At 66.8% G+C, this 22,673-nt stretch carries 26 protein-coding genes; 13 read left to right on the top strand and 13 right to left on the bottom strand.

Annotation, left to right across the window (positions count from 1 at the left end; translation table 11 throughout):
* Positions 1-5 precede the first annotated feature (5 nt).
* The gene (locus tag HBE63_RS12940) at positions 6-272 is read left to right on the top strand and encodes a VOC family protein (RefSeq protein ID WP_371815024.1); all 267 of its coding nucleotides are present in this window, start codon (positions 6-8) and stop codon (positions 270-272) included.
* A gap of 12 nt (positions 273-284) precedes the next feature.
* Here the strand turns inward: HBE63_RS12940 and HBE63_RS12945 are convergent, their stop codons facing one another.
* The 3 genes from HBE63_RS12945 to HBE63_RS12955 all read right to left on the bottom strand — a co-directional run bounded on the left by HBE63_RS12945 (position 285) and on the right by HBE63_RS12955 (position 3,550).
* Positions 285-701, bottom strand: coding sequence for a nuclear transport factor 2 family protein (locus HBE63_RS12945; RefSeq protein WP_166909726.1), 417 nt, complete (start codon positions 699-701; stop codon positions 285-287).
* 31 nt (positions 702-732) lie between these two features.
* Positions 733-2,523 carry an amidohydrolase family protein gene (locus HBE63_RS12950; RefSeq protein WP_166905106.1) on the bottom strand — a complete coding sequence of 597 codons (1,791 nt, stop codon included), beginning with the start codon at positions 2,521-2,523 and terminating at the stop codon, positions 733-735.
* A 100-nt stretch (positions 2,524-2,623) separates the two neighbouring features.
* The gene (locus HBE63_RS12955; RefSeq protein ID WP_166905107.1) at positions 2,624-3,550 is read right to left on the bottom strand and encodes an SDR family oxidoreductase; all 927 of its coding nucleotides are present in this window, start codon (positions 3,548-3,550) and stop codon (positions 2,624-2,626) included.
* A 67-nt stretch (positions 3,551-3,617) separates the two neighbouring features.
* On the opposite strand from HBE63_RS12955, the gene HBE63_RS12960 reads away from it, so the two are divergent.
* From HBE63_RS12960 to HBE63_RS12975, 4 genes are all read left to right on the top strand, one after another.
* A complete protein-coding gene (locus tag HBE63_RS12960; protein ID WP_166905108.1) occupies positions 3,618-4,532 on the top strand; it encodes a dienelactone hydrolase family protein in 915 nt (304 codons plus the stop codon).
* An 88-nt stretch (positions 4,533-4,620) separates the two neighbouring features.
* Positions 4,621-5,727, top strand: a complete 1,107-nt coding sequence (locus HBE63_RS12965) for a glycosyltransferase (protein ID WP_166905109.1) — start codon at positions 4,621-4,623, stop codon at positions 5,725-5,727.
* A gap of 108 nt (positions 5,728-5,835) precedes the next feature.
* Positions 5,836-7,254, top strand: a complete 1,419-nt coding sequence (locus HBE63_RS12970) for an APC family permease (RefSeq protein ID WP_166905110.1) — start codon at positions 5,836-5,838, stop codon at positions 7,252-7,254.
* Between the two features lie 70 nt (positions 7,255-7,324).
* Positions 7,325-7,711, top strand: coding sequence for a cupredoxin domain-containing protein (locus HBE63_RS12975; protein WP_243858626.1), 387 nt, complete (start codon positions 7,325-7,327; stop codon positions 7,709-7,711).
* A 12-nt stretch (positions 7,712-7,723) separates the two neighbouring features.
* Here HBE63_RS12975 and HBE63_RS12980 read toward each other — a convergent pair whose 3' ends face one another.
* Positions 7,724-8,995: a cytochrome P450 gene (locus HBE63_RS12980; RefSeq protein WP_166905111.1), complete on the bottom strand. Its 1,272-nt coding sequence runs from the start codon at positions 8,993-8,995 to the stop codon at positions 7,724-7,726.
* Between the two features lie 175 nt (positions 8,996-9,170).
* On the opposite strand from HBE63_RS12980, the gene HBE63_RS12985 reads away from it, so the two are divergent.
* Positions 9,171-9,644, top strand: coding sequence for a hypothetical protein (locus HBE63_RS12985; protein WP_166905112.1), 474 nt, complete (start codon positions 9,171-9,173; stop codon positions 9,642-9,644).
* Positions 9,645-9,661: 17 nt separating this feature from the next.
* On the opposite strand, the gene HBE63_RS12990 is transcribed toward HBE63_RS12985, so the two are convergent.
* A complete protein-coding gene (locus HBE63_RS12990) occupies positions 9,662-10,102 on the bottom strand; it encodes a DUF6188 family protein (protein WP_166905113.1) in 441 nt (146 codons plus the stop codon).
* 86 nt (positions 10,103-10,188) lie between these two features.
* On the opposite strand from HBE63_RS12990, the gene HBE63_RS12995 reads away from it, so the two are divergent.
* The 3 genes from HBE63_RS12995 (at position 10,189) to HBE63_RS13005 (ending at position 12,590) form a co-directional block, all read left to right on the top strand.
* Positions 10,189-11,070: a TIGR03854 family LLM class F420-dependent oxidoreductase gene (locus HBE63_RS12995; protein ID WP_166905114.1), complete on the top strand. Its 882-nt coding sequence runs from the start codon at positions 10,189-10,191 to the stop codon at positions 11,068-11,070.
* A gap of 173 nt (positions 11,071-11,243) precedes the next feature.
* Complete coding sequence (locus tag HBE63_RS13000) at positions 11,244-11,690, top strand: protein disulfide oxidoreductase (RefSeq protein ID WP_371815025.1); 447 nt, start codon at positions 11,244-11,246, stop codon at positions 11,688-11,690.
* Between the two features lie 9 nt (positions 11,691-11,699).
* Complete coding sequence (locus HBE63_RS13005; RefSeq protein WP_166905116.1) at positions 11,700-12,590, top strand: cytochrome c biogenesis CcdA family protein; 891 nt, start codon at positions 11,700-11,702, stop codon at positions 12,588-12,590.
* Here the strand turns inward: HBE63_RS13005 and HBE63_RS13010 are convergent.
* The 3 genes from HBE63_RS13010 to HBE63_RS13020 form a co-directional block, all read right to left on the bottom strand.
* Positions 12,532-12,864 carry a hypothetical protein gene (locus tag HBE63_RS13010; protein ID WP_166905117.1) on the bottom strand — a complete coding sequence of 111 codons (333 nt, stop codon included), beginning with the start codon at positions 12,862-12,864 and terminating at the stop codon, positions 12,532-12,534. The two genes, HBE63_RS13005 and HBE63_RS13010, sit on opposite strands and share 59 nt — an antisense overlap.
* Before the next feature lie 17 nt (positions 12,865-12,881).
* Positions 12,882-13,109, bottom strand: coding sequence for a hypothetical protein (locus HBE63_RS13015; protein ID WP_166905118.1), 228 nt, complete (start codon positions 13,107-13,109; stop codon positions 12,882-12,884).
* An 86-nt stretch (positions 13,110-13,195) separates the two neighbouring features.
* Positions 13,196-13,618 carry a thioesterase family protein gene (locus HBE63_RS13020; RefSeq protein WP_166905119.1) on the bottom strand — a complete coding sequence of 141 codons (423 nt, stop codon included), beginning with the start codon at positions 13,616-13,618 and terminating at the stop codon, positions 13,196-13,198.
* A 69-nt stretch (positions 13,619-13,687) separates the two neighbouring features.
* On the opposite strand from HBE63_RS13020, the gene HBE63_RS13025 reads away from it, so the two are divergent.
* Positions 13,688-14,641: a threonine/serine dehydratase gene (locus HBE63_RS13025; protein WP_166905120.1), complete on the top strand. Its 954-nt coding sequence runs from the start codon at positions 13,688-13,690 to the stop codon at positions 14,639-14,641.
* On the opposite strand, the gene HBE63_RS13030 is transcribed toward HBE63_RS13025, so the two are convergent.
* Complete coding sequence (locus HBE63_RS13030; protein WP_166905121.1) at positions 14,635-16,092, bottom strand: peptide MFS transporter; 1,458 nt, start codon at positions 16,090-16,092, stop codon at positions 14,635-14,637. The genes HBE63_RS13025 and HBE63_RS13030 overlap by 7 nt on opposite strands.
* Positions 16,093-16,303: 211 nt before the next feature.
* Here HBE63_RS13030 and HBE63_RS13035 point away from each other — a divergent pair, with 211 nt between their 5' ends.
* Complete coding sequence (locus HBE63_RS13035; RefSeq protein WP_243858628.1) at positions 16,304-17,737, top strand: hypothetical protein; 1,434 nt, start codon at positions 16,304-16,306, stop codon at positions 17,735-17,737.
* Positions 17,738-17,915: 178 nt separating this feature from the next.
* On the top strand, positions 17,916-18,695 hold the full coding sequence (locus tag HBE63_RS13040; protein WP_166905122.1) for a L,D-transpeptidase family protein: 780 nt from the start codon (positions 17,916-17,918) through the stop codon (positions 18,693-18,695).
* Here the strand turns inward: HBE63_RS13040 and HBE63_RS13045 are convergent.
* The 3 genes from HBE63_RS13045 to HBE63_RS13055 are packed head-to-tail and all read right to left on the bottom strand — an operon-like array spanning position 18,652 to position 20,839.
* A complete protein-coding gene (locus HBE63_RS13045) occupies positions 18,652-19,332 on the bottom strand; it encodes a sterol desaturase family protein (protein WP_166905123.1) in 681 nt (226 codons plus the stop codon). The genes HBE63_RS13040 and HBE63_RS13045 overlap by 44 nt on opposite strands.
* Positions 19,329-20,051: a FadR/GntR family transcriptional regulator gene (locus tag HBE63_RS13050; protein WP_166905124.1), complete on the bottom strand. Its 723-nt coding sequence runs from the start codon at positions 20,049-20,051 to the stop codon at positions 19,329-19,331. Before HBE63_RS13050 ends, HBE63_RS13045 begins: the two co-directional genes overlap by 4 nt.
* Before the next feature lie 53 nt (positions 20,052-20,104).
* Complete coding sequence (locus HBE63_RS13055; RefSeq protein WP_166909731.1) at positions 20,105-20,839, bottom strand: helix-turn-helix transcriptional regulator; 735 nt, start codon at positions 20,837-20,839, stop codon at positions 20,105-20,107.
* A gap of 147 nt (positions 20,840-20,986) precedes the next feature.
* Between HBE63_RS13055 and HBE63_RS13060 the strand changes: the two genes are divergently transcribed.
* Positions 20,987-21,310 (top strand): hypothetical protein, encoded by a 324-nt coding sequence (locus tag HBE63_RS13060; protein ID WP_166905125.1) that lies wholly within the window; start codon positions 20,987-20,989, stop codon positions 21,308-21,310.
* On the opposite strand, the gene HBE63_RS13065 is transcribed toward HBE63_RS13060, so the two are convergent.
* Entirely contained in the window at positions 21,264-22,511 is a 1,248-nt protein-coding gene (locus tag HBE63_RS13065) for a cytochrome P450 (protein WP_166905126.1), read from the bottom strand. The genes HBE63_RS13060 and HBE63_RS13065 overlap by 47 nt on opposite strands.
* Between the last annotated feature and the right edge of the window lie 162 nt (positions 22,512-22,673).

The following is a 22,673-nucleotide window of genomic DNA, read 5'->3' on the forward strand; positions in this document are numbered from 1 at the left end:
CGAGGATGACACGTGGGTGGTCGTCACAGACCCGGCGGGCAGGCGGCTCGCCTGCCAGTACTCGCCGCAGCACGAGCCGCCGGTATTTCCCGATCCGCGGGGGGTCACAGCAGATTCATCTGGACATCCAGGTCGACGAGCCGGATGCCGCCCAGCGTCAGGTGCTGGCGCTGGGTGCAACGCGCGTCGAGGATGCCGTCGGTGAGACCTTGTTCCGGGTGTTCCGTGATCCGGCCGGCCACCCGTTCTGCCTGGTGTGGGGTATCGACTGAGCGGCTACGCCGTCAGACCAGCCCGGTGGCGTCGTATACCCACGACATGTCGGCGGTGGCGAAGTTCTCCAGCCAGTCCGGCGGGGCGTGGTTGGCCAGGGCGCCCATGTCCCAGTAGTCCTTCCACAGCGTCACCTTGCCGTTCTGCACCCGGTGCACGGTGACGAACCTGAGCACCGCGGATTCACCTGTGGCCCAATGCCATTCCTCGTGATGTTCGTACATGGCATCACGACCGTTGTCGACCAACAGGCCCGGGAAGTTCTCGTAGGAGGCCAGCGGTTCGAGACCGATCTTGAGCCGCTTGACGATGTCCTCGGGACCCTTGGCGGCCGCGGCCGGGCCCACCGGCATGTCAAGGTAGATGCAGTCGTCCGACAGGTACGACTTGAGAAGTTCCCAGTCGCGTCCCGACAGCGCCTTCCACATGCCGTGGACGGTTTCCTCGATCGAGACGTCTTCAACGGACAATGGTCAACTTCCCATCCTTGGCGGAGATCGACGGGACGCGGTGCGCGGCCCGAAGGAACTGGCCGGTGCGCTGATGTCCCACCAGCTCGGTCAGCGCACCGTGGGCGAACACGGTGCGTCCGCCGACAAGCACCGCGGTGACGGTGTCGTCGTTGCGGTTCACCATGCGGGACAGTCCGCCGTACTGGTCGACGGTCTCCTCGGCGTAGGCGTCGAGGGAGTCGTCGAGCCGCTGCGGGTCGACAACCACGACGTCGGCACGGTCCCCGATGCGCAGGTGGCCGGCGTCGATCCGGTACCAGTCGGCGAGCTCACCGGTGAGCCGGTGCACGGCCTGCTCGATCGACATGAACGGCGTACCGGCCCGTTCGGCGTCGCGGACATGCCGCAGCAGGCGCAGTCCCATGTTGTAGAAGGCCATGTTCCGCAGGTGCGCACCGGCGTCGGAGAACCCGAGCTGAATGCCGGGATCGCGGGCCAGCTTCTTGAGCACCTCGGGCCGGTGGTTGGAGATGGTGGTGCGCCAGCGGAGCGCGGTGCCGTGCTCGAGCACCAGGTCCAGGAAGGTGTCGACGGGGTGGAGCTCGCCGCGCTCCTGACCGACCTGTCCGAACGTCTTGCCGACCACGGATTGGTCAGGGCAGGCGACGATTTCGGCATCGAAGAAGTCCCGGTGCCACACCCGCACTCCGTACTTGCTGTCGTAGTCCTTGCGGAACCCGCGCCGGTATTCCTCGTCGCGCAGCAGTTCGTTGCGCTCGACCTCGTCGCGCAGGTGCAGAGCTGCTGCGCCGGAACCGAACTCCTCGAACACCACCAGGTCGATTCCGTCGGCGTACACCTCGAACGGCACCGGCAGGTGCTGCCACCGGAAGTTCCCGCCGAGCGCGTTCGCCGCCTTGGCCAGTGGTCCCATCATCCAGATCGCATACGGATTGGCTTTGATGTCGGCAGCCGAGAGCAGGCTGGTCTTCAGCTGCTTGCGGAACAGACCGAGGGACTGGGCCACCTGCGAGGCCAGGTTGAGCGGATTCTGGATGTCGGGGCCGGACTGCAGCACCCGGCCCGCGCGGCGCAGCATCGACTTGAGCCGGCGCAGCTCACGGGGTTTGGCATAGGTGGACGGCAGGGTGCGGGACCGGCAGGTGTCGCCGTCGATCTTGTCGAAAAGCAGTTGCTGTGAGGACATCCCGACGAAGCCGGCGTCGAGGGCTTCTTTGAGCATCTGCTCCATGCGGGCCTGTTCGGCGGTCGTCGGCCGCTGGTCCTTGCGGGTGGCGCGGTCGAGTCCCATCACCGCGGTCCGCATGTCGGAGTGCCCGATGAAGGCGGCCAGGTTGGGGCCCAGTGGCAGCGCTTCGAGTGCCGAGACGTATTCGTCGCAGTTGGTCCACGTCTTGTTGTCATCGACGGCGGCGATCACGTGGTCGCGCGGGATCGCCTCGACACGGCCGAACAGGTCACCCGCGTCGTCACCGCCGACGTGCACGGTCGACAGCGAGCATGACCCGAGCATCGCGGTGGTCACGCCATGGCGCAGTGACTCCGACAGCGACGGGCCATTGAGGACTTCGACGTCGTAGTGCGTGTGGATGTCGAGCATGCCGGGGAGAACCCACTTGTCTCCCGCGTCGATGACCTGCGGGCAGTCCGTCTCGTCGAGAGGGTCCGGGGAGATGGCAACCACGTGCCCGTCACGAATTCCGATGTTGCGCACCGCGGACGGGGCGCCGGTGCCGTCGAACCACCGGCCGTCGCGAATGATTGTGTCGAAGCTCACCCAGTCATAGAACCGTCCCGGCAGCGGCACTGTCAATGAAAATGGTGAACAGATTTGAGAAAATGTCTACTCGAGCGGAGTGGGGCTGGCTGAACTGGGGTTATAGCGGAGCCCAGACATCCGGCGCCCGTCCATCGAGGTCGGTGAACCCGTACTCGCGGGCCAGTGCGGCCGAGCTGACGGACCGCTGGTTCCAGCGGGCCCGGTCCGGGTCGGCGGCCACCGCGGCGACTCCGCGCCCGACGAAGCGGGGGGACTCGGATTCGGCGAATCCCGGCGGTGCGGCCGGGTAGCCGTCGGTGCGGGCCAGGTCGAGTGCGCATCGCCAGTTGGCTTCGGTGACACCGTAGTTGTCGAGCATCATCTCCGAGCGCAGCCACCCCGGGGTGACCGCGACGGCAGTGGCGCCGAACGCGGCGAGTTCGTGCCCGTGGCTGAAAGCCAGTCGGTTCACCGCATTCTTGACGAGGTCGTAGAACACCGAGAGCCGGGGGTTCTCGGCATTGAAGTCAGTTGTGCCATCCGTGATTTCGACCAAAATCCCGCCGGGGCGGTCGGCGAGCAGCGGCAGCAGGCAGTGCGACGTGATCAGGTGCGTGTCCAGTCCGAGGCGCAGCATCCGTAACCCGTCGTCGAGATCGTGCTGCCACATCGGTCGTCCCCAGGTGTCCGGCGGTCCCTTGAGTACCTCGGCTCCCCAGATGTCGTTGACGAGGATGTCGATGTGCCCGTAGTCGACCTTGAGCCGCCCGGCCAGTTTCCGCACCTGCGTCACGTCGAGGTGGTCGACCTGTACGGCGACGCCGGATCCGCCCAGCTCCATTACCAATTCGGCGGTTTCCTCGATGGTTTCGGGCCGGTCGTAGTCGGAGAGGCGGCTTCCGCATCTACTGCTGCGGCCGGTGCACACGACGGTCGCACCGACCTCACCCAGCGCCGCGGCAATGCCCCGACCCGCGCCGCGGGTCGCCCCGGCAACGACGGCGATGTGTCCCCGCAGCGCCTGCGGGTCGGGTGTCCAGGCCATCCGATGAGTATCCCGCCGCGTGCAGTTCTATAGCTGCGGTTCGGCATTTCGGCGCATACTGGCTGAGGTGACTTCACTGCAGCGTTACATCGCTGAGGAAATCGCGACCGATCACGTCGACGGGCTGTTGTCGCGTCGTGAGGCACTGCGCCGGCTGGGACTGTTGGGAATAGGAGCCGCCGCGGCGGCCGCGCTGATCGCCGCCTGCGGCGAGGCAAAGGAGCCGGCGCCCACCGCGACGCCCGGTGCGCTACGGGATACGGCGCCGAAAGCGGCCCCGCCGCCGGGGAGCGAAAGCGCGCTGCCCACCAGTGCGGTCAGTTGGGCGGGCCCCGGCGGAGAGTTGCAGGGTGCCTGGGCCGCCGCGCCGGGACCCAGGGGCGCCGTGTTGGTGATCCACGAGAACAAGGGGCTCACCGACCACATCCGTTCCGTGGCGGGAAGGTTCGCCGGTATCGGGTATTCGGCGCTGGCGATCGACCTGCTCTCGACGCAGGGCGGCACCGCGGCATTCGCCGACCCGGCGGACGCCACCGCCGCGTTGAGCCGGATCGAACCGCAGGAGTTCATCGACAATCTGAAGTCCGGCATCGAGGAGCTGCAACGCCGCGTCCCGGGCCGCAAGGTCGCCGCTGTCGGTTTCTGCATGGGCGGCGGGCTGGTGTGGCGACTCCTGGCGGCCGATACTCCTGTGCTGGCCGCCGCGGTGCCGTTCTACGGCCCAGCTCCTGACGATCCGGATTTCAGTGGTTCCCGTAACGCCGCGGTGCTCGCGTTCTACGGTGCCTTGGATCAGCGGGTGAACGCGGGTGAACCGACGGTACGCGCGGCGTTGGAGCGCGCCGGGATGGTGCACGACCTGATCACCGAACCCGACGCCAACCACGCTTTCTTCAACGACACCGGCGATCGTTACGACCCGGCGGCCGCAGCCGATGCCTGGCGCCGAATGCAGGACTGGTTCGGCACGCATCTTGCCTGAGCCCGTGAGCGGGCTTGTTCAGCGGCTGTTCAGGTCTCGGTTGCGGCGTGGTTGTTGACCGCACACGCGGCCCGGTTCTCATCGGGACATGCGGGTTGTCCAGGTTGCCAACTTCTACGGCCCGCGATCGGGTGGTCTGCGTACCGCGGTCGACCGCCTCGGCGCGGAGTACTGCGCCCTGGGCCACGAGGTGTATCTCATTGTTCCGGGTGCAGACCCGCAGCGGCATGTCCTTGCCAGCGGTGTCGTGCGAATTTCCTTGCCCGCCCGGCTCATCCCGTGCACCGGGGGCTACCGCGCGGTGCTGCCGGGTCCGGTGACCGCGCTGCTGCAGCAGCTACGCCCGGACGCGATCGAGGTATCGGACCGGTTGACCCTGCGGTCGCTGGGGCCGTGGGGCCGCAGACATGGGGTGGCCACCGTGATGATCTCCCACGAACGCCTGGACCGGCTGGTCGGTCAGGTGCTGCCTCGATCGGCGGCGGTCATGGTGGCGGACTTCGCCAACCGCCGCACCGCCGCGAACTACGACGCGGTGGTGTGTACGACGGGTTTCGCGCGGGAGGAATTCGACCGGATCGGTGCGGACAACGTCGCGACCGTGCCACTCGGGGTGGACCTCGAGCAGTTCCACCCGCGGCGGCGGTGCGCCGAGATGCGCAGTCGCTGGGCTGCGCCACAGCAGACCCTTCTGGTGCACTGCGGCAGGTTGTCGGTGGAGAAGCACGCCCACCGAAGTATCGATACCATTGCCGCACTGCGTGATTCGGGGGTAGACGCGCAACTGGTGGTGGTCGGGGAGGGTCCGTTGCGGGCCCGGCTCCAGAGGCAGGCCAGCGGGTTGCCGGTGGCCTTCACCGGATACATCGGTTGCCGCGACACCGTGGCGACCATCCTGGCCTCGGCAGATGTCGCGCTGGCACCCGGCCCGCACGAGACCTTCGGCCTGGCCGCTCTGGAAGCGCTGGCGTGCGGAACTCCGGCGGTGGTGTCACGGACCTCGGCCCTGGCCGAGATTCTGACCCGCGACAGTGGAGCGACCGCAGACAACGACGCCCACGCCATCGCACGTGCTGTCACCTCGGTCATCGGCCGGCCCGAACCGCTGCGGCGCAGCAGCGCCCGTCAGCGTGCCGAGCAGTTCACCTGGCCCCGGTCGGCGGCCGGAATGCTCGACGCACTGGGAGTCGGGTAACAAGGCGGGTTTTGCGCACGCTGACGCCAGACCTGGTGCGCGGGCCCGCCCCGGCCCTATGTTCCGCGGGTCAGATTTACGCGCACGCTGCCTAGAGGATGGTCGAGCATGTCCGAAACCACCACAGCCCCAGAATCGTTGGGCTACGAGCCGCCTCCGGCCGCCCGGCAGCTGCGCGGCAACCTCGGGGTTGCCTCGATCGTCTTCATGGTGGTGGCCGCGGCCGCACCACTGGGTGTGATCGGCGGGGTGGTGCCGTTGGGCATCGCCTCGGGCAACGGAGCCGGATTCCCCGCCACGTTCATCGCCGCCACGCTGGTCCTGTTGTTGTTCGCGGTCGGCTTCACCGCGATGACCCCGTATGTCGACGAGGCGGGCGCCTTCTTCTCCTACGTTCGTCAGTCGCTCGGATTGCCCGCCGGCATCGGTATCGCCTTCGTGGCACTGGTGAGCTACGTGGCGCTGGAGGCGGGCGTGTACGGACTGCTCGGCCCGGCGGGGGCGAGTGTCGTCGAGCTGGCGGGCGGGCCGACGGTGCCCTGGTGGGTGTTCGCCGCCGTAGCTTTCGCCGTCACCACCTACCTCGGGTACCGCAACATCGAGCTGTCCAGCCGCGTGCTCGGCGTGCTGTTGACCGGCGAGATCGCGATCGTGCTGGTGCTCGACCTGGTGATCGTGGCCAACGGAGGCGACCACGGCCTGTCCTCGGGCATCGTGAACCCGAGTGCGATCCTCTCCGGCTCACTGGGCATCGGGTTGTTGTTCGCCATCATCAGCTACGTCGGATTCGAGGCGACGGCGATCTTCCGCGACGAGGCCCGCACACCCGAGCGCACGATTCCCCGGGCCACCTACCTGGCACTGATCCTCATCGGGGTGTTCTACGCGGTCACCAGCTGGGCCTTGATCTCGGGCTGGGGCGATGAGCAGGCTGTCACTCGCGCCACCGACTCGGGTTCCACCTTCCTCGGCGACACCGCGCACCGCTACATCGGCGCGGCGGGCGCCGACATCATCACGGTGCTGTACTTCACCAGCCTGTTCGCCTGCATCCTGGCCTTCCACAATGTGGCCTCGCGTTACGTGTTCGCGCTCGCACAGCGTGACGTGCTGCCCGCGCGGCTGAGTCGGCCGCACGACCGGCACGGCTCGCCGCACCGGGCCTCGCTGTGGATCTCCGGTGTCGTGGCGGTCAGCGTGCTCCTGGCCGTGGTGTTCGGGCTGGACCCGGCCGCCCAGTTCTACACCTGGTTCGCCGGGGCGACGACGGTCGGTGTGGTGCTGCTGATGATCGCCACCAGTGTCGCGGTTCTGGTCTATTTCTTCTCCGACCGGCATGGACATTCGCTGTGGCGGGTTCGGGTCGCGCCAGCGTTGGGCCTGGCCGGTCTGCTGGGCGCACTGGTTCTGATCTTGACCAACCTCAACGACCTGGTGGGCGGTTCCAGCGTGTTGGCGTGGGCAATCCTCGGTGTACTCGTCGCCGCGTTCGCGGTCGGTGTGGTCGTGGGTCGACGGGTCGGCTGAAACAGGCGCATCACACTCCGGTGGGGCCGATAATTGTCTGCGGTCTCAGACGATTCCAAGGAGGACCCGGATGTATCGACTTGCAGTGCTGACCGCGTCGCTGTTCCTGCTCGCCGGCACGACTGTTGCCTGCGGACAAGCCAATTCGCCGGCCGGCCACGGCCAGCATTCCGAGACGGTCACCACCAGCCCGGATAAGGGAGTCCCGACCGGCCCCGTCATCGCGATCGAAGGTATGGGATTCAGCGCCCTGGGACCCGTGGCGCCGGGGACCGAGATCACCATCGTCAACAACGACGAGGTCGAGCATTCGGTGACCTCGCGAACCAAGGGTGTGTTCGACGTCCACGTCGACGGCAAGGGACGGGCCACACTGACCGCTCCGCAGGAATCGGGGGAGTACGCGTTCTACTGCCTCTATCACCCCGCGATGCTGGGCACCCTGACCGTCAAGTAGATCTTGCGCTGGTCACCAGGCCACCGGCATGCGTTTGATGCCATGGATGAACGGCGATTGGAGCCGGTCCGGTTCCTCGGTCACCACGATGTCGGGCAACTGGCGGTGCAATTCCTCGAACGCCACGGTGATTTCACGGCGCGCCAGGTTTGCTCCGAGGCAGAAGTGCGCCCCGCCGCCACCGAATCCGAGGTGGGGGTTGGGATGGCGGGTGATGTCGAACATCCACGGATCGGCAAACTTTGACTCATCCCGATTCGCGGATCCGTACCACAGTGTCACCTTTGCCCCGGCCGGCAGCGATGTCCCACCCAGCACGGTGTCCTGGGTGACCGTGCGGCGCATGTAGCTCACCGGCGACGCCCAGCGCACGATCTCCTCTACCGCCGTGGGGGCCAGTTCCTCGTATCGTGACCACCACCTCCGACGCTGCTCGGGGTAGCGGGTCAGCGCGAGCACACCGTGGCTGATGGCGTTGCGGGTGGTTTCGTTGCCGGCGACCACCAGCAGGATGAAGAACGAGGCCACCTCGGCCGAGGTCAGCCGTTCCCCGTCGACCTCGGCCTGAACCAGGCTGGTCGTCAGATCCTCTGTGGGTGCGGCACGCCGTTCGTCTGCCAGCGCGGTCGCATAGGCGCCGATGTCCATCGCGACGGTGAGGAACTCGTCGAAATCGGTGGTCAGGTCGGGGTCGCCGAATCCCAGAATCACGTTGGTCCAGTGGAAGATCCGTTGATGGTCGCGCTCGGGAATGCCCATCATGTCGCAGATGATCTGCAGCGGTAGCGGCCCGGCGAGTTCGGTGACCAGTTCGGCGGTGCCGTCAGGATTTCTGGCTATCATGTCGCTGACCAGGCGCCGGGCCCGATCACGGACGGAATCCTCGATCAGCGCCACCACTCGCGGCGTGAACGCGCTGCGCACGATGTTGCGAAGCCGGGTGTGACGGGGGTCGTCCAATGCGATCATCGAGCCGAAATACTCTGCCAGTTCCGGGGTTTGATCGCCGATGGTGATTCCGGACGCGGAGCTGAAGATCTCGGGGTGACGGCTGGCGTGGAACACGTCGTCGTACCTGGTCACCGCCCAGTGCCCGGCGCTCTCCGGAAAGCCGGCGAGACCGCACGCCGGGTGGAAGGAGATCGGGTCGTCACGGCGCAGCGCGGCAAATGCCCCTTCTCGGACGTCGTCGTCCTCACGCCAGAACTGCCACGACCCGAGATCGACGTCCGAGCGTGGCACCTCGGGAGGAGCCGCTCCGTTGACCCGCGCTGTGATGCCCACCCCGCCAGGGTAGGGCCGGGACGCTCCGGACAATGGGTAACGCTCGGATCGGTCGCGGCGATACCCCCTGGGGTGCACGTTTCGCCGCTCGCAGCCGGGTGAGCTGCAAGGCGTTGCGGCGCCGGGCCATTGGGGGATGGCGGGTGCCCGGGTCACGACCGTAGGAGGCTCAGGTATGAAACTGACCAAGTTCGTGGCGGCTGCGTTGACAGTCGGTGCGTTCGGAGTAGGCGTCGCGGGGTTGGGGGCTCCGGTGGCGTCGGCGTCGCCCGCTGTGCCGGCGCCGCTCAAGCCGGGGCACGGCAACGACGACTGTTTCCCGTTCTGCAAAGGCGGGCCGCCCGGCCATGACCGTGATTTCGACCGTGGCCGCGATTTCGACAACCGGGGCCACGATTTCGACCACCGCGATCACTGGGACGACAAGGGTCCCTGGTGGGCGAACAACCGACACGACTGGTGGGATGACCGTAGAGGCGCGCCGCCGTGGGGTTGGGGTCCGCCGCCACCGATGCACTGGAACGGCGGACCGCTCCCGCCTCGGGTCAACTACTGGGGATATGACTTGAACCCAGTGTGGGACAACGGGTTTCGGCAGTGGGGGGTGTGGCTGTTCGGCGTCTGGGTCCCGATCATCGGGGTCGGCTGATTCCCCATCGGTAGTGGTCAGCCGCTCTTGCGGGTGGGGCTCTCGTCGCCGCTCTGATCGGAGTCATCCTGATCGTGACGGACGACGCGGACCCGCCCGTGCGGCAGGCATGCGGCGTAGCCGTGGTACTTCCCGTACAGCTCCCACGATGTCCGGCCTTCTTCGGGCCGGACATCGATGCGGTGGCCGTCGGAAAAGCTCAGGTGGAGGCTGCCGTTGTCCTCCCAGTCGGCGTGCGTGCACCGTTGACCGGCGAAATCGAACAGCGGCCGAACTTCGTTGCGCAGTGACCGTGGGTCCAGCGCAACCACTTCGGCCGCGTCCGTACCGGTCGCCGGCAGCGTCAGTTCCAGCGGGACCGAGATGACCAGTTCGTTGTAGTCGTCGAGGTTGAGCACCAGGCCATCACGAAATGCGATCCGCTGGACCAAGCACCCTTGAATCCATTGTTCGCTCATTGTCTTACTCTGAACCGCCGGGCGACGGGGCACAAGAGGCGCTCGCACGGTGTTGGGTCAAATATGGATGACATGGGAAACGTCCGATGAAGGTCCGATTCGGTGTGGGAGTCGGCGCCGACACCGCCCCGGGCGAACTGGGCGGGATCGTCGATCACCTGGAGAATTCCGGGGTCGACTCACTGTGGTTCTCCGAACTGGTCTACACCCCGGCGGTGGATCCGTTCATCGGCATGGCCTACGCGCTGGCACGCACCCGGCGGCTGAAGGTCGGCACCTCGGTCGCCATCCTGCCGGGGCGCCATCCGGTACTGGTGGCCAAACAACTGGCCTCGCTGGCGGCGCTGGCACCCAAGCGGGTGTTGCCGGTATTCGGCCTGCATTCCGCCTTGCCTGCTGAGCGGGACATCTTCGTCGTCCCGGACCGCCGCCGGGCCGCGGTCTTCGACGAATCGCTGCACCTGTTGCGGTTGGCCCTCAACGGCCGCGACGTGTCGTTCGAGGGTGAGTACTTCACCGTCCGCTCCGCGCAGGTGCAGCCGGTGCCGGCCAAACCGATCGACATCTGGCTGGGCGGCTCGGCGCCGGCGGCGCTGACCCGCATCGGCAGACTCGGCGACGGATGGCTCGGCAGCTTCCTCACTCCGGACGAGGCGGCCGCAGCACGCCGGCGCATCGAGGAGGAGGCGCAGGCCGCGGGCCGGACCATCGAGCCTGACCACTACGGCATCAGCCTCGCGGTGGGCGATGGCGCCCTTCCGGCTGATCTGCTTGCCGCGGTGCGGCGTCGCAGGCCGGACGTCGACCCGGAGGACCTGGTGGCCGCGGACTGGTCCGACCTGCACCGGCAGATCGACGGCTACCTGGCGGCCGGTCTGACCAAGTTCGTGATCAGGGCAGCGGGCCCCACCGATCGCGCTGCGTTCCTGGACCGGTTCACCGCCGAGTTGCTGCCCTGGCAGAACTGAGCCCGGCGAGATTCTGGCGTTGAACCCGGGAGCGTCGACTTCCGTGTTAGGGGGTATGCGCAGGCCGTGCGTGCGCCGCGCCCTGAGCGAAGGAGAAAGCCATGAGGATGCGACTCCCGCGGTTGCGCCTATCGGCGATATCCGGCCTGGCCGGCGTGCTGTCGACAGTTGCGATGGTGTTGGCGCTGGTCGTCGCACCGACCGCAGCCGCCGACGATCGGCTGCAGTTCACCGGCACCACCTTGTCCGGCGCGCCCTTCAACGGGGCCGGCTTGGCCGGACGGCCCGCAGTGCTGTGGTTCTGGACGCCGTGGTGCCCGTTCTGCAACGCCGAGGCGCCGTCGGTGAGCCAGGTTGCCGCAGCCAATCCGCAGGTCAGCTTCGTCGGTGTGGCGGCACACTCCGATGTCGGGGCCATGCAGGGATTCGTCGACAAGTACCACCTCAATTTCCCCAACCTCAATGACGCCGACGGGTCGATCTGGGCCCGCTACAGCGTCCCGTGGCAGCCGGCGTACGTCTTCTACCGCTCCGACGGGTCGTCCACGTTCGTCAACAATCCCACGTCGGCGATGCCCCAGCAGGAGCTGGCCGATCGGGTCGCGGCCCTGAAGAGCTAGTCGGCGGGCGTGCCAGACAACCTGGTCGGGTTGGCGTTCGGCGCCGGACTCGTCGCGGCACTCAATCCCTGCGGTTTCGCGTTGCTGCCCGGGTACCTGGCGCTGGTGGTGCGGGGCACCTCGCCGCGCGGGCCGCTCAGCGCGTTGGGGCGAGCGCTCGTGGCCACCATGGTGATGACCGCCGGATTCGTTGCGGTGTTCGGCACCTTCGGATTGCTGACCGTCGCCGCCGCAAATACCGTGCAGCGTTACCTCCCCTACGTCACGTTGGTCATCGGGATCATCCTGGTCGTGCTGGGGGTCTGGTTGCTGGCCGGCCGCCGGCTCGGGTTTCTGGTGCCCGACGCGGTCGCAGGCCGTGCCGGCTGGGCCCCCACTGCACGGCTGGGCTCGATGGCCGGCTACGGCGTCGGATATGCGCTGGCATCACTGTCGTGCACCGTGGGGCCGTTCCTGGCGGTCACCGGCGCAACCCTGGAATCGAACACCGCGCTGCACCGGGTGGCGGTGTTCGGCGCGTACGCCGGAGGTTTCGCCCTCGTCGTCGGGGTGCTGGCCGTGGCCACGGCGCTGGCCGGCACCGTCGTGATCGACCGGTTACGACGCATCGTCCCCTACATCAGCCGAATCAGCGGAGCCCTGCTGATCGCCGTGGGCGCCTATGTCGCCTACTACGGCTGGTATGAGATCCAATTATTCGGCGCCGCAGGAAATCCCGATGATCCGGTGATCGCCGCCGCCGGGCGCCTGCAGGGCACCTTGGCGGGATGGGTGCACCGGCACGGCGCCTGGCCGTGGGTGCTCGCCCTGCTCGTATTGGTGGCGCTCGGTGTGTGGCGGGTCAGATTCGCCGCGAGAACTCGCCACGCACATCCGGCCACGGTGGACGACGCACCATAGCGATCGTTGCCAGTGTCGCTGCCACCAACCCGATCAGTTCACCCATCAACGCGATCCGCGTGGTGTCCACGGCAGGGACCCAGGTGGGTTTCCCATCCTTGACGACGAAAATCCCGAGCGGTCTGGAGTTGGATCGCCCGCTGTCGCGTCGGTGCCGGACCTTGCTAACCGGTATCACCGTCGCCCCGTCGGGCGTCACATACGGGTCACCGAATACCCGTGAGGTCGCCGCGGTATCAGCAGCGATGCTGTCGAGCGCATCGGGCACGTGCATGCCGGGCATCCTTTCATTCAGCGATCGAAGTCGGACTCGTCGTCCAGTGGCACCACGATCGCCTGGTCGATCAGGTCGGCCTCGGTGGCTTCCAGGTCGGGTGAGATGCGCACCCGACGCAGATCCGACAACGCGTCGTCCTCGTCGTCGACGCCGACCGGAATCAGCTGTTCGACGACATCGGCTTCGGGGACGTCGTCGTCGAATCCGCGGTGGTCGAAGCCCCCGTCATCCACCTGCGCCATGATTGCCCCTCACCGGCCGGCGTCGCTGATCGCCCATGAGCGGACATTACCGCCGCGGGCGCTGCGGCATGGCCGGGTCGGGAGATTCATTGGTCGGCAACGGAACTGAGTGCGGCGCGAACGCTTTCGGGAACGGGTCGCTTGGACCAGTCGCCGGTCGAGACGACGACGTAGACGTTGCTGCCGCACACCCTGGGCTGCTCGTCGCCCGCCGCGTCGGTGCCCAGCACGGTGAAGCCCAGGGTGAAGCTGGTGGTGCCGATGTCCTCGCATCGCACGGCGACCCGCACCGGCTCCCGCCACCGGACCGGCGCCCGGAAATCGATCTCGGTGTGTACCACCTGCATGTCGAAGCCGGCGGCGGCCAGATCGGTGAAGCTCACCCGCAGATGGTCGAACAGTCCGGTGGCCGCCTCGTCGAACCAGGTGAGGTAATGGCCGTTGAACACCACGCCCTGCTGGTCGATCTCGGCGTAACGCGGAACGATTCCGAAGCTGTACTGGGTCACGTGAGCACGGTAGCGGGCGCGCCGCAGCCCGGGCTTTCGCAGGCTCCGTCGGCGGGAGAGACTTGTGCCGTGAAGCTGGTGACCCTCGACGACATCGACGCCGCCGCTGGGCGGATCGCCTCCCACATTGTGCGGACCCCGCTGCTGGCCGCCGGATGGGGAGATCCGGACCGCCCGTTGTGGCTCAAACCGGAGAGTCTGCAGCCGATCGGCGCATTCAAGATCCGCGGCGCGTTCAACGCGCTGGGCCGGCTCGAACCAAGCGTACGGGCCAGGGGAGTGGTGGCCTACTCCAGCGGCAATCACGCACAGGCGGTGGCGTATGCGGCTGCGGCCTTTCGCGTGGCCGCCCATATCGTGATGCCCGAGGAGACTCCGGCGGTGAAGGTGCGGGCCACCCGCGATCATGGCGCGCAGGTCGTGTTGTGTGGGGCGGGACAGCGTGAATCGGTCGCCGCCGAGCTGGTCGAGCGCACCGGTGGGGTGCTGGTGCCACCCTTCGACCATCCCGACGTGATTGCCGGCCAGGGCACCATCGGATTGGAGATCGCGCAGGATCTGCCCGACGTTGCGACCGTCCTGATCCCGATCAGCGGCGGTGGTCTGGCCTCGGGCGTGGGCACCGCCATCCGGGCGTTATGCCCGCGGGCAAAGATATTCGGTGTCGAGCCCGAACTGGCCGCGGACACCGCAGAGAGCCTGGCTGCCGGCTACCTGGTGGACTGGCCTGTGGCACAACGTAACCGGACCATTGCCGACGGACTGCGCTCGACACCGTCGGAGTTGACATTCGCCCATCTGCGTCGGGTTCTCGACGGTGTCATCACTGTGACCGAAGGTGAGATTCGCTCAGCGGTACGTGAACTGGCGCACCGCGCGCATCTGGTCGCCGAGCCCAGTGGGGCGGTGGCGCTGGCGGGCTACCACAAGGTGGCACCGCCACCCGGGCCCGCCGTCGTGATCGTCTCCGGCGGCAACATCGAGCCACCGTTGCTGTCCGACATCCTGTCCGGCGGTCAGTGAACGCCTTCCATCAGCCTGCTGATCCGTGGTGACATCAGCAGCACCACGACACCGGTGAGGATCGCGACCGCCCCGAGAATCCCGAAGTACGCGAACTCGTTCGCAGGATCGTAGCGCTGCGCGAGCACACCCGACATCGCCGTACCCAGACCGACCGAGAAAAAGAACAGCGCCATCATCTGGGCCCGGAACGCTACTGGTGCAAGCTTTGTCGTCACCGAAAGGCCGATCGGCGACACCAGCAGCTCGGACACGGCGAACACCACCATGATGGCGGCCACCAGCAAGGCCGGCACCACTTTGCCGGTGGTCTGTGCCATCGGCAAGAACAGCAGGAATGCTGCGCCCATGCCGATCACGCCGTAGCCGAACTTGCGCGGTGTGGTGGGTGCCCGGTTGCCCAGCCGGGTCCACAGGATTGCGAACAGGGGCGAGAACAGGATGATCCAGACGGGCTCGATCGACCCGATCCAGTTCGACGGCGCGGTCCAACCGAAGACGGACCAGTTGACCCGTTCGTCGGAGTAGACGGCGAGCACCGTGAAGGTCTGCTGGAACAGCGACCAGAACACCGCGTTGGCGACAAACAGCGGGATGAAGGCACGAACCCGGATGCGTTCGGCGTCGGACACCTTGGTGCTGGTCAGCATCACCACGAAGTACATGACCGAGGCGACGAGGATCACCGCGGTGGTGAACTGCGACAGGTTGGCCAGCTTGATCAGGTGCGCCGAGAACAGCACCGCCACGCCCACTGCCAGCGCTGCCACAACGACGATGACCTTGCCGATTGCCTGCGGCGGCAACGGATTCGCCACGACGCGTCCGTGGCTCCCGAGATTGCGCCGGAACATCACATACTGCGTGAGGCCCAGTGCCATACCGATGGCCGCGACGCCGAAGCCGTAGTGGAAGCCGATGCGCGTCTGCAACAGCCCCGTGGTCAGCGGCCCGACGAAGGCACCGAGATTGACACCGAGGTAGAAGAGGGTGAACCCGCCGTCGGCGCGCGGATCGTTCCTGTCGTAGAGCGTGCCCAGCAGTGAGGATGCGTTGGCCTTGAGTGCTCCGGATCCAAGTGCCACCAGCGCCAGACCGATACCGACGCCCGCCAGACCGGGAACGACGGCCAGTGCGATATGGCCGGTCATGACGACCACGCCACCGTAGAACACCGTCCGTTCCATGCCGAGGAGGCGATCGGCGACCCACCCACCGAGCACGGTGGACAGGTACACCAGCCCGCCGTAGGCGCCGACGATGCCCGTGGCGGTGCTCCTGGGTAGCCCGAGTCCGCCGTCGGCGGCCACGTAGTACAGGTAGTAGCCGAGAATCGTGAGCATCCCGTAGAAGGAGAAGCGCTCCCACAGTTCCACGCCGAACAGGTTGGCCAGCCCGATGGGATGGCCGAAGAACGTGCCGCGCCGCGATGAGTCCTGCGCTTCCTGCATGCGCCCCCACCTTGCCATGCGAACGGACCCGGCCGGTCAAAATTGACGGCTTTGGCGGCAAACTAATACTGCCTTGTGTACTGGCGATTCTGCGGCACAGCACATTTCGGTGCAGGTGATGAATAGCGGCCGAAGGTGCAGGGGATGGGGAAGAAGCTGCCACCGGGTAATGTCACCGTGGAACGTTTGGACGACGGCCACACTTTCGGGGGTGTATGTGGACGCGGTGCTCGGTGTGTCGTTGACACCGTCCACCGTCGGTCTGGTCCTGGTCGAGGGCAGCGAGGCTGACGGGGCGACCGTCGACCACGAATCGTTCGACATCCGCGGCCTTGCGCCCGCGCGAACCGATGACATCTGCGCCGATGTCGTGAAGGCGGCTCGGCGCGCCGAAAGGGTTGCGGCAGAACGTGATCTGCGGCTGGCGGCGATCGGTGTCACCTGGAGTTCCGGGGCGGCTGCCGAGGGTGCGGTGTTGTTGAAGAAGCTCGCCGATGCCGGGTTCGCCGATGTGGTTCCGGTGCGTCTGCCTCAAGCGACCGATGCATTGGCGCGGCGGGTCGCCGGCATCGTCGGATTCGATACGACGGGCGTGTGCGTTCTGGAACCCGATGTCGTGCAGGCGATGACGGTGGGCGGCGACAATCCGGTACAGACCGCGGTCAGCCGGGGCATTGAGACCGTGGCCGGCCTGAGCACCTGGCTGTCCGACATTCTCGGTGCGGCTGACCCGCGGCCCGATGCGCTGGTGGTCGTGGGATCCGCCGTCGACCTGGACTCCGTGCTACCGAAATTGGAGCAGGTCCTGCGGGTGCCGGTGTTCACACCTGCCGAACCCGGATTGCCGTTGGCCCGGGGCGCGGCGCTGGCCTCAGTACGACGGGGCCGGTGGGCATCCGACGACCGCGTGGCCCCGACTGGGTGGCGCTGGCCCGCTACACAATTGACGCCGCTGGCGATACTGGTCGGTGGAATCCTGGCCTTCGGGGTCTCGCTGGCACTGGCCATCGGTCAGCAGCTGCTGCCCGGTTCAGAGCCGACTCCACACCGCAGCACACGTCCGGTGGTGAGCACGGCGGGCGACTCGGCCTCCGTACAACAGACCGCTGCGGTTCCGGTACCGCCCGCCCCGCCGGCCGAACCCCCGCCCGTACTCGAACCCGTGGTCCAGGACGCCGCACCGGAGTACACCCTCGATCAAAGCGCCCCAGCCCCACCCGAGCACACCGCGATACCCGGCGAGCAGCTCGCTCCTGCCGGGTCCGAGACGGTACCGGTGACATCCGAGCTGCCACCGGCATTGCCCGAGCAAGTACCCGATGCGCCACCGCCCGATCCGGCACAACAGTCTCTCCCGGCGGGCCAGACGCCGCCGGGAGAGACTGCCGTGTCGCAGGAACCATCCCCGACATCGGAGGTGCCGCCCCCACCTCCGCCGCCTCCAGCCCCCGAGGTTGCGCCGGCTCCGCCGAGTGCACCGCAAGAGGCGGCACCGATTCAACAGACGGCTGCGCAGGCTCCGGCGGTCGAACCGCCGCCACCCGCACCTGAAGAGGTCCCGGCCGTGCCCGAGCCGCCGGCGCCCGCACCTGAAGAGATCCCGGCCGTGCCCGAGTCGCCGGAGCCGGCTCCCGTCGTGCCCTGATCTCTCTGAGACGTTGCTGAGGCCTCCGCAACGGCGCCGATGCGCGCGGTGAAACGTTCTGAGTCGCCGAGCCGATGAGTTCACCATGGGCACCCCACCGCGCTACCGCCGACCTCGAATTGCCGCCGCCACGCTGCGCCTAGAAGGGGCAGTGCCGGCGCTCACCTACACTGGTGGAATGCTGAGCGCCCCATCGTCGTCATTCAGAACCGTTCGAGCGTCGGTACTGAAAGTGTTTGCGACGATTGGTGTCGCCACCTTGGCCGCCACGAGCACGGTCAATGTCGCATCTGCCGCAGTGAGCACGCCTGCACCCGGTGCGACCATCGAGCCCGCCGCGGGTTCGATGGTCGGTGTCGCCATGCCACTGACGGTGACGTTCGACAACCCGGTGACCGACCGGGATGCGGTGCAGAGCAGCCTGAAGATCAGCTCGCCGGAAACCCCAACAGGCACCTTCACCTGGCTCAGTGACGACGTGATGCAGTGGAAGCCCGATCAGTTGTGGCCGGCTCATTCGAAGATCTCGGTCACCGCCGGTGGTGCCAAGACCAGCTTCGAGACCGGGGCAAAGGTGCTCGGTGTGGCCGATGTCGATGCGCACACCTTCACGGTGAGCATCGATGGTGCGGTGGCCCGCACCATGCCTGCGTCGATGGGGAAGCCCAAGCACCCGACTCCGATCGGCACGTTCAGCGCTCTGGCCAAAGAGCCTGTCGTGGTGATGGATTCACGCACCATCGGGATTCCACTCAGCGACCCGGAGGGCTACAAGCTCACTGTGTACGACGCAGTCCGCGTGACCTGGGGCGGCGTCTACGTGCATGGGGCACCCTGGTCGGTGGGATCGCAGGGCTATTCCAACGTCAGTCACGGCTGCATCAACTTGAGTCCCGACAATGCCGATTGGTACTTCAACACGGTGAGCCTGGGCGACCCCATTGTCGTGCAGGCATAGCCGCGTGCAGGTTCTTCGACGTCGGTGAGGCGGACACCGTCGCCGGGTCCGGACACGTCCGCAGTACCCGGTCGGCGGTTCCGGCGGTGGTGACCGTGAACCAGTAGTGCTCATTCTTGTAGTGGTGTTGCCGATGATTCCGCCAAACCGCACGGTATGCACGGGTTTTCGGCTTGTAGTCGCTGTGGACCAGGTAGTGGCACCACTCGTAGGACAGGCCGAGCACTGTCAGCACCGAAAGAAACGTCAACCCCAGTCCGGTCCGCGAAAAGGCCAGGAATGCCACCGTCATTGCGACGGGCAGGATCCACAGCAGGGCCCGCCACGGTATGAAGATCAGCGGGATATCGCGCGGGTCGACATGGTGGAGCCGGTGATCGCGAGCCAGCAGAGAATCCAGTGTGAACGGGCCGAATTGCCTTGGCCGCCAGTGCAGTACGAAGACGTGGATGATCCACTCGAAGAACGGGAACACCGCAAGCATCACCACAGGCACCAGCAGGTCGGTGAGTTGCCAGTCTCCGACGGCACACCGCGCGACGACGCTGACGATCAGCGCGGTGCCGATCATCCAGGGGGAGAGGTGCCTGATGAATTCCCGTACCGCGTCACCCAAGGTGAAAGCGTTGCGCGTCATCGGTTTTCCTCCAATGCCTTGAGTGCGCCGATGAGCGCGTTGGTGGCCGGCTCCAGCAGGTCCTGGGCAGCGTGGCCGGAGGCTGCCGGATCACCCGCCTCGATGGCCGCCACGATCCGCCGGTACGCGTCGGGACGGCCGACCTCAGCGGCCATCATGGTGGCCAACGCCGGAAGTGCGGGCTCGTAGGTTTGCCGAAGGGTGTTGTACATCAACCGGAACGCGATCGAATCCGCGCCGTCGACGATCAGGTCCCAGAAGGTGAGCGCGTGGCGCTGTTGCTCCACCGGATCGGATTCGGCCGCCAATGCGTCGACCGTGCGGGAGAGTTGTGTGACCACCTCCGACGGCGCCCGCTCGGCGGCCAGCTCGGCGACCCTGGGTCCGTTGTGCAGGCGGGTTTCCAGGATGCTGCGAACCACACTCACGTCGAGCTCGCCCGCGCGCAACAGGAGTCGGGGCAACAGGTCCAGGCCGGCATGCCTGCGGAAGTCCCGCACCGTGGTGGAGTCGCCTTGCCGGACCTCGACCAAGCCGGCCTCGGTGAGCCGCTTGATCGCCTCCCGTATGGCCGGGCGGGACACCCCGAGTACCTCGGCGAGGCGGCGTTCACTGGGCAGCGATTCGCCGGGCTGCATCTGACCGCTGAGTACCTCGGCGACGATCTGCTCGAACACGTCCTCGGGCACGGATCGGCGGTTCACCGGTTGTAACGCCATATGGCCATGCTGCCCGGCCAGCGGTCAGAGGTCAAGTGGTCAGACCACTAGGTTCAGCGCAGCGCGGCGGCCGTCTCGGCGTCGGCCGGGAGAAAGGCCTCGATACTGAGTTCCGCGGCGGTCAGGTCCAGCGCGGTGCCGAAGGTGGTGACAGTGCTGAGGAAAGTCAGGACGGCGCCGTCGGGTGCGGTCAATTCCAATGGGACGACGACTCCGCCGAGATCGCGGACCGGCTCCATCCCTCCCGGATAGGACTCGATCTCGGTGAGAAGGCCGGCCAACTCAGCCGATCCGCTCACCGTGACCTCGCGACGCAGCCGGCTGATCAGGTGGTGGCGCCATTCCGCCAGGTTGCGGATGCGGGGTGCCATGCCCTCGGGGTGCAAGGTGATACGCAGCGCGTTGGGTCGGGCCAGCAGGTGCGGTGCGACGCCGTCCAGCATCACCGCGGTACCCGCATTGGCCTGCAACAGGTTCCAGGTGCGGTCGACGACCACGCAGGGAAAGGGGTTGTAGGCGTCCAACACTCGGGTTACCCCGTCGCGCACCGCGGTCATCTCGGGATCCTCCAGTGTCCGCTCGGCATAAACCGGTGCCAGTCCCGCGGCGAGGAGCAGTTGGTTCTGGTCCCGCAGCGGCACCTCCAGCGCTTCGGCGAGCCGCAGAACCATGGCTCGGCTCGGTACCGACCGCCCGGTCTCGATGAAACTGAGATGGCGCGCCGAAACCTCGGCCTCGATGGCCAGGTCCAGCTGGCTGATGCGGCGCCGTAATCGCCAGTCGCGCATGAGCGATCCGATAGGTGTCTGGGTTGCCGCACTCGTCACCACCCGAGTCTCGCTCACGCAGGTGGCGATAACCACTACCTGAGGGGTAATTGCGCTGATTACCCACGCCACGTCATGGTTGGTCTCGTCCCCACGAAGGAGGCAGCAATGAGCGAAAAAGCCCAGTCATACCAATCGATTCCGCGTTGGCTGCACGCCGTCATGGCGGCGGACAGGGCGGGGTCGGCCGCCTACATCGGAGTCGGCTTCTTCTTCGCGCCGGCGCTCGCGGTGGTATCGCCGTGGCCCGCGCTGACCACGGCGCTCTGGATTGCGATCGCGCTCGCGGGCCTCTGGCTCGGGCTTCTCGGCATCGCGATGGCAACCGGTCTGGCGTTCGTACTGCGGTCGAACACCGAAATCCCGGAGGACTACTGGCGATCGATCATCGACTATCCGACCGGCCGCGGTAATCCACCTGCCAATGTTTGATGCCGTTGAGCCAACCCGACCGGAGCCGTTCGGGCGCCGCCAGTGGCGTCAGGTCGGGCATCCCGTCGGCGATCGCGTTGAAGATCAGGTCGATCGTCATCCGGGCCAGGTTGGCGCCGACGCAGTAGTGCGCGCCTGTGCCGCCGAATCCCACGTGCGGGTTGGGATCCCGCAGGATGTCGAAGCGGTACGGGTCGTCGAACACGTCCTCGTCGAAGTTCGCCGAGCGGTAGAACATCACCACCCGTTGGCCCTTCTTGATCGGCACGCCGGCCAGCTCGGTGTCTTCCAGTGCGGTGCGCTGGAATGACGTGACGGGTGTCGCCCACCGGACGATCTCGTCAGCCGCGGTGCCCGGGCGCTCGCGTTTGAACAACTCCCACTGGTCAGGGTGATCGGCGAAGGCCATCATGCCCTGGGTGATCGAGTTCCGGGTCGTCTCGTTGCCGGCCACCGCGAGCAGGATGACGAAGAAGCCGAACTCGTCGTCGGAGAGTTTGTGCCCCTCGACGTCAGCCTGCAGAAGCGTGGTGACCAGATCGTCGCCTGGGTTCTTCGTCCGCTCGGCCGCCATCTGCATCCCGTACATGATCAACTCGACCGAGGCGCTGATCGCATCGTTGGAGGCGAACTCCGGGTCCTGGTCGCCGACCATCTGATTGGACCAGTCGAACAACTTCATGCGGTCTTCCTGCGGCACGCCCATCAGCCCCGCGATCGCCTGAAGCGGCAATTCGCAGGAGACCTGCTCGACGAAATCCCCCGAGCCCTCGGCTGCGGCGGCCGCGACAATGGCTCGGGCCCGGTCGGCCAGGTCGGCGCGCAGGCGTTCGATCGCCCGGGGAGTGAAGGCCCGCGAGATGATTTTGCGCAGATGTGTGTGGTGCGGGGCGTCCATGTTGAGCATGACGAACTTGCCCTGTTCGATCTGCTGCTGGACGGTGCCGTCGCGATAGCGCGGGAGGGCGGTCTTCTCCTGGCTGGAGAACACGTCGCTGCGCAGTGAGACGTCTTTGACGTCCTTGTGCTTCGTGACGACCCAGAACCCGCCGTCGTCGAACCCTCCTTGGCCGAGCGGCTGTTCATTCCACCAGATCGGAGCCAGCTTGCGCATCTCCGCGAGTTCCTCGACAGGAAGTCGTTCGGCGTAGATGTCGGGATCGGTGAAGTCGAATCCGGGCGGGAGTCTGAGAGTCGGCATGGCGTTGGCGCTCCTCGCGACGACGTTGTGTAGTGGCGTAAAGCCATTGCTACACCACAGGTGGGGCCCCTTGGAGCAGGTTTCGGAAACTCCCACATCGTTGGTATTGGAACGTGTTCCCGTGCTTGCGCTGTAACGGGTGGACGAGCGCAACGATGCACT

It is taken from the genome of Mycobacterium sp. DL440 (assembly GCF_011745145.1).
Lineage (GTDB): Bacteria > Actinomycetota > Actinomycetes > Mycobacteriales > Mycobacteriaceae > Mycobacterium.

Bases quoted from the DNA above. Each gene is read 5' to 3' on its own strand.
- HBE63_RS12940 (WP_371815024.1), top strand. From the start codon at position 6: ATGACACGTGGGTGGTCGTCACAGACCCGGCGGGCAGGCGGCTCGCCT.
- HBE63_RS12945 (WP_166909726.1), bottom strand. From the start codon at position 701: ATGTGGAAGGCGCTGTCGGGACGCGACTGGGAACTTCTCAAGTCGTAC.
- HBE63_RS12955 (WP_166905107.1), bottom strand. From the start codon at position 3,550: ATGGCCTGGACACCCGACCCGCAGGCGCTGCGGGGACACATCGCCGTC.
- HBE63_RS12965 (WP_166905109.1), top strand. From the start codon at position 4,621: ATGCGGGTTGTCCAGGTTGCCAACTTCTACGGCCCGCGATCGGGTGGT.
- HBE63_RS12970 (WP_166905110.1), top strand. From the start codon at position 5,836: ATGTCCGAAACCACCACAGCCCCAGAATCGTTGGGCTACGAGCCGCCT.
- HBE63_RS12975 (WP_243858626.1), top strand. From the start codon at position 7,325: ATGTATCGACTTGCAGTGCTGACCGCGTCGCTGTTCCTGCTCGCCGGC.
- HBE63_RS12985 (WP_166905112.1), top strand. From the start codon at position 9,171: ATGAAACTGACCAAGTTCGTGGCGGCTGCGTTGACAGTCGGTGCGTTC.
- HBE63_RS12990 (WP_166905113.1), bottom strand. From the start codon at position 10,102: ATGAGCGAACAATGGATTCAAGGGTGCTTGGTCCAGCGGATCGCATTT.
- HBE63_RS12995 (WP_166905114.1), top strand. From the start codon at position 10,189: ATGAAGGTCCGATTCGGTGTGGGAGTCGGCGCCGACACCGCCCCGGGC.
- HBE63_RS13000 (WP_371815025.1), top strand. From the start codon at position 11,244: ATGGTGTTGGCGCTGGTCGTCGCACCGACCGCAGCCGCCGACGATCGG.
- HBE63_RS13010 (WP_166905117.1), bottom strand. From the start codon at position 12,864: ATGCACGTGCCCGATGCGCTCGACAGCATCGCTGCTGATACCGCGGCG.
- HBE63_RS13015 (WP_166905118.1), bottom strand. From the start codon at position 13,109: ATGGCGCAGGTGGATGACGGGGGCTTCGACCACCGCGGATTCGACGAC.
- HBE63_RS13030 (WP_166905121.1), bottom strand. From the start codon at position 16,092: ATGCAGGAAGCGCAGGACTCATCGCGGCGCGGCACGTTCTTCGGCCAT.
- HBE63_RS13040 (WP_166905122.1), top strand. From the start codon at position 17,916: ATGCTGAGCGCCCCATCGTCGTCATTCAGAACCGTTCGAGCGTCGGTA.
- HBE63_RS13045 (WP_166905123.1), bottom strand. From the start codon at position 19,332: ATGACGCGCAACGCTTTCACCTTGGGTGACGCGGTACGGGAATTCATC.
- HBE63_RS13050 (WP_166905124.1), bottom strand. From the start codon at position 20,051: ATGGCGTTACAACCGGTGAACCGCCGATCCGTGCCCGAGGACGTGTTC.
- HBE63_RS13055 (WP_166909731.1), bottom strand. From the start codon at position 20,839: ATGCGCGACTGGCGATTACGGCGCCGCATCAGCCAGCTGGACCTGGCC.
- HBE63_RS13060 (WP_166905125.1), top strand. From the start codon at position 20,987: ATGAGCGAAAAAGCCCAGTCATACCAATCGATTCCGCGTTGGCTGCAC.
- HBE63_RS13065 (WP_166905126.1), bottom strand. From the start codon at position 22,511: ATGCCGACTCTCAGACTCCCGCCCGGATTCGACTTCACCGATCCCGAC.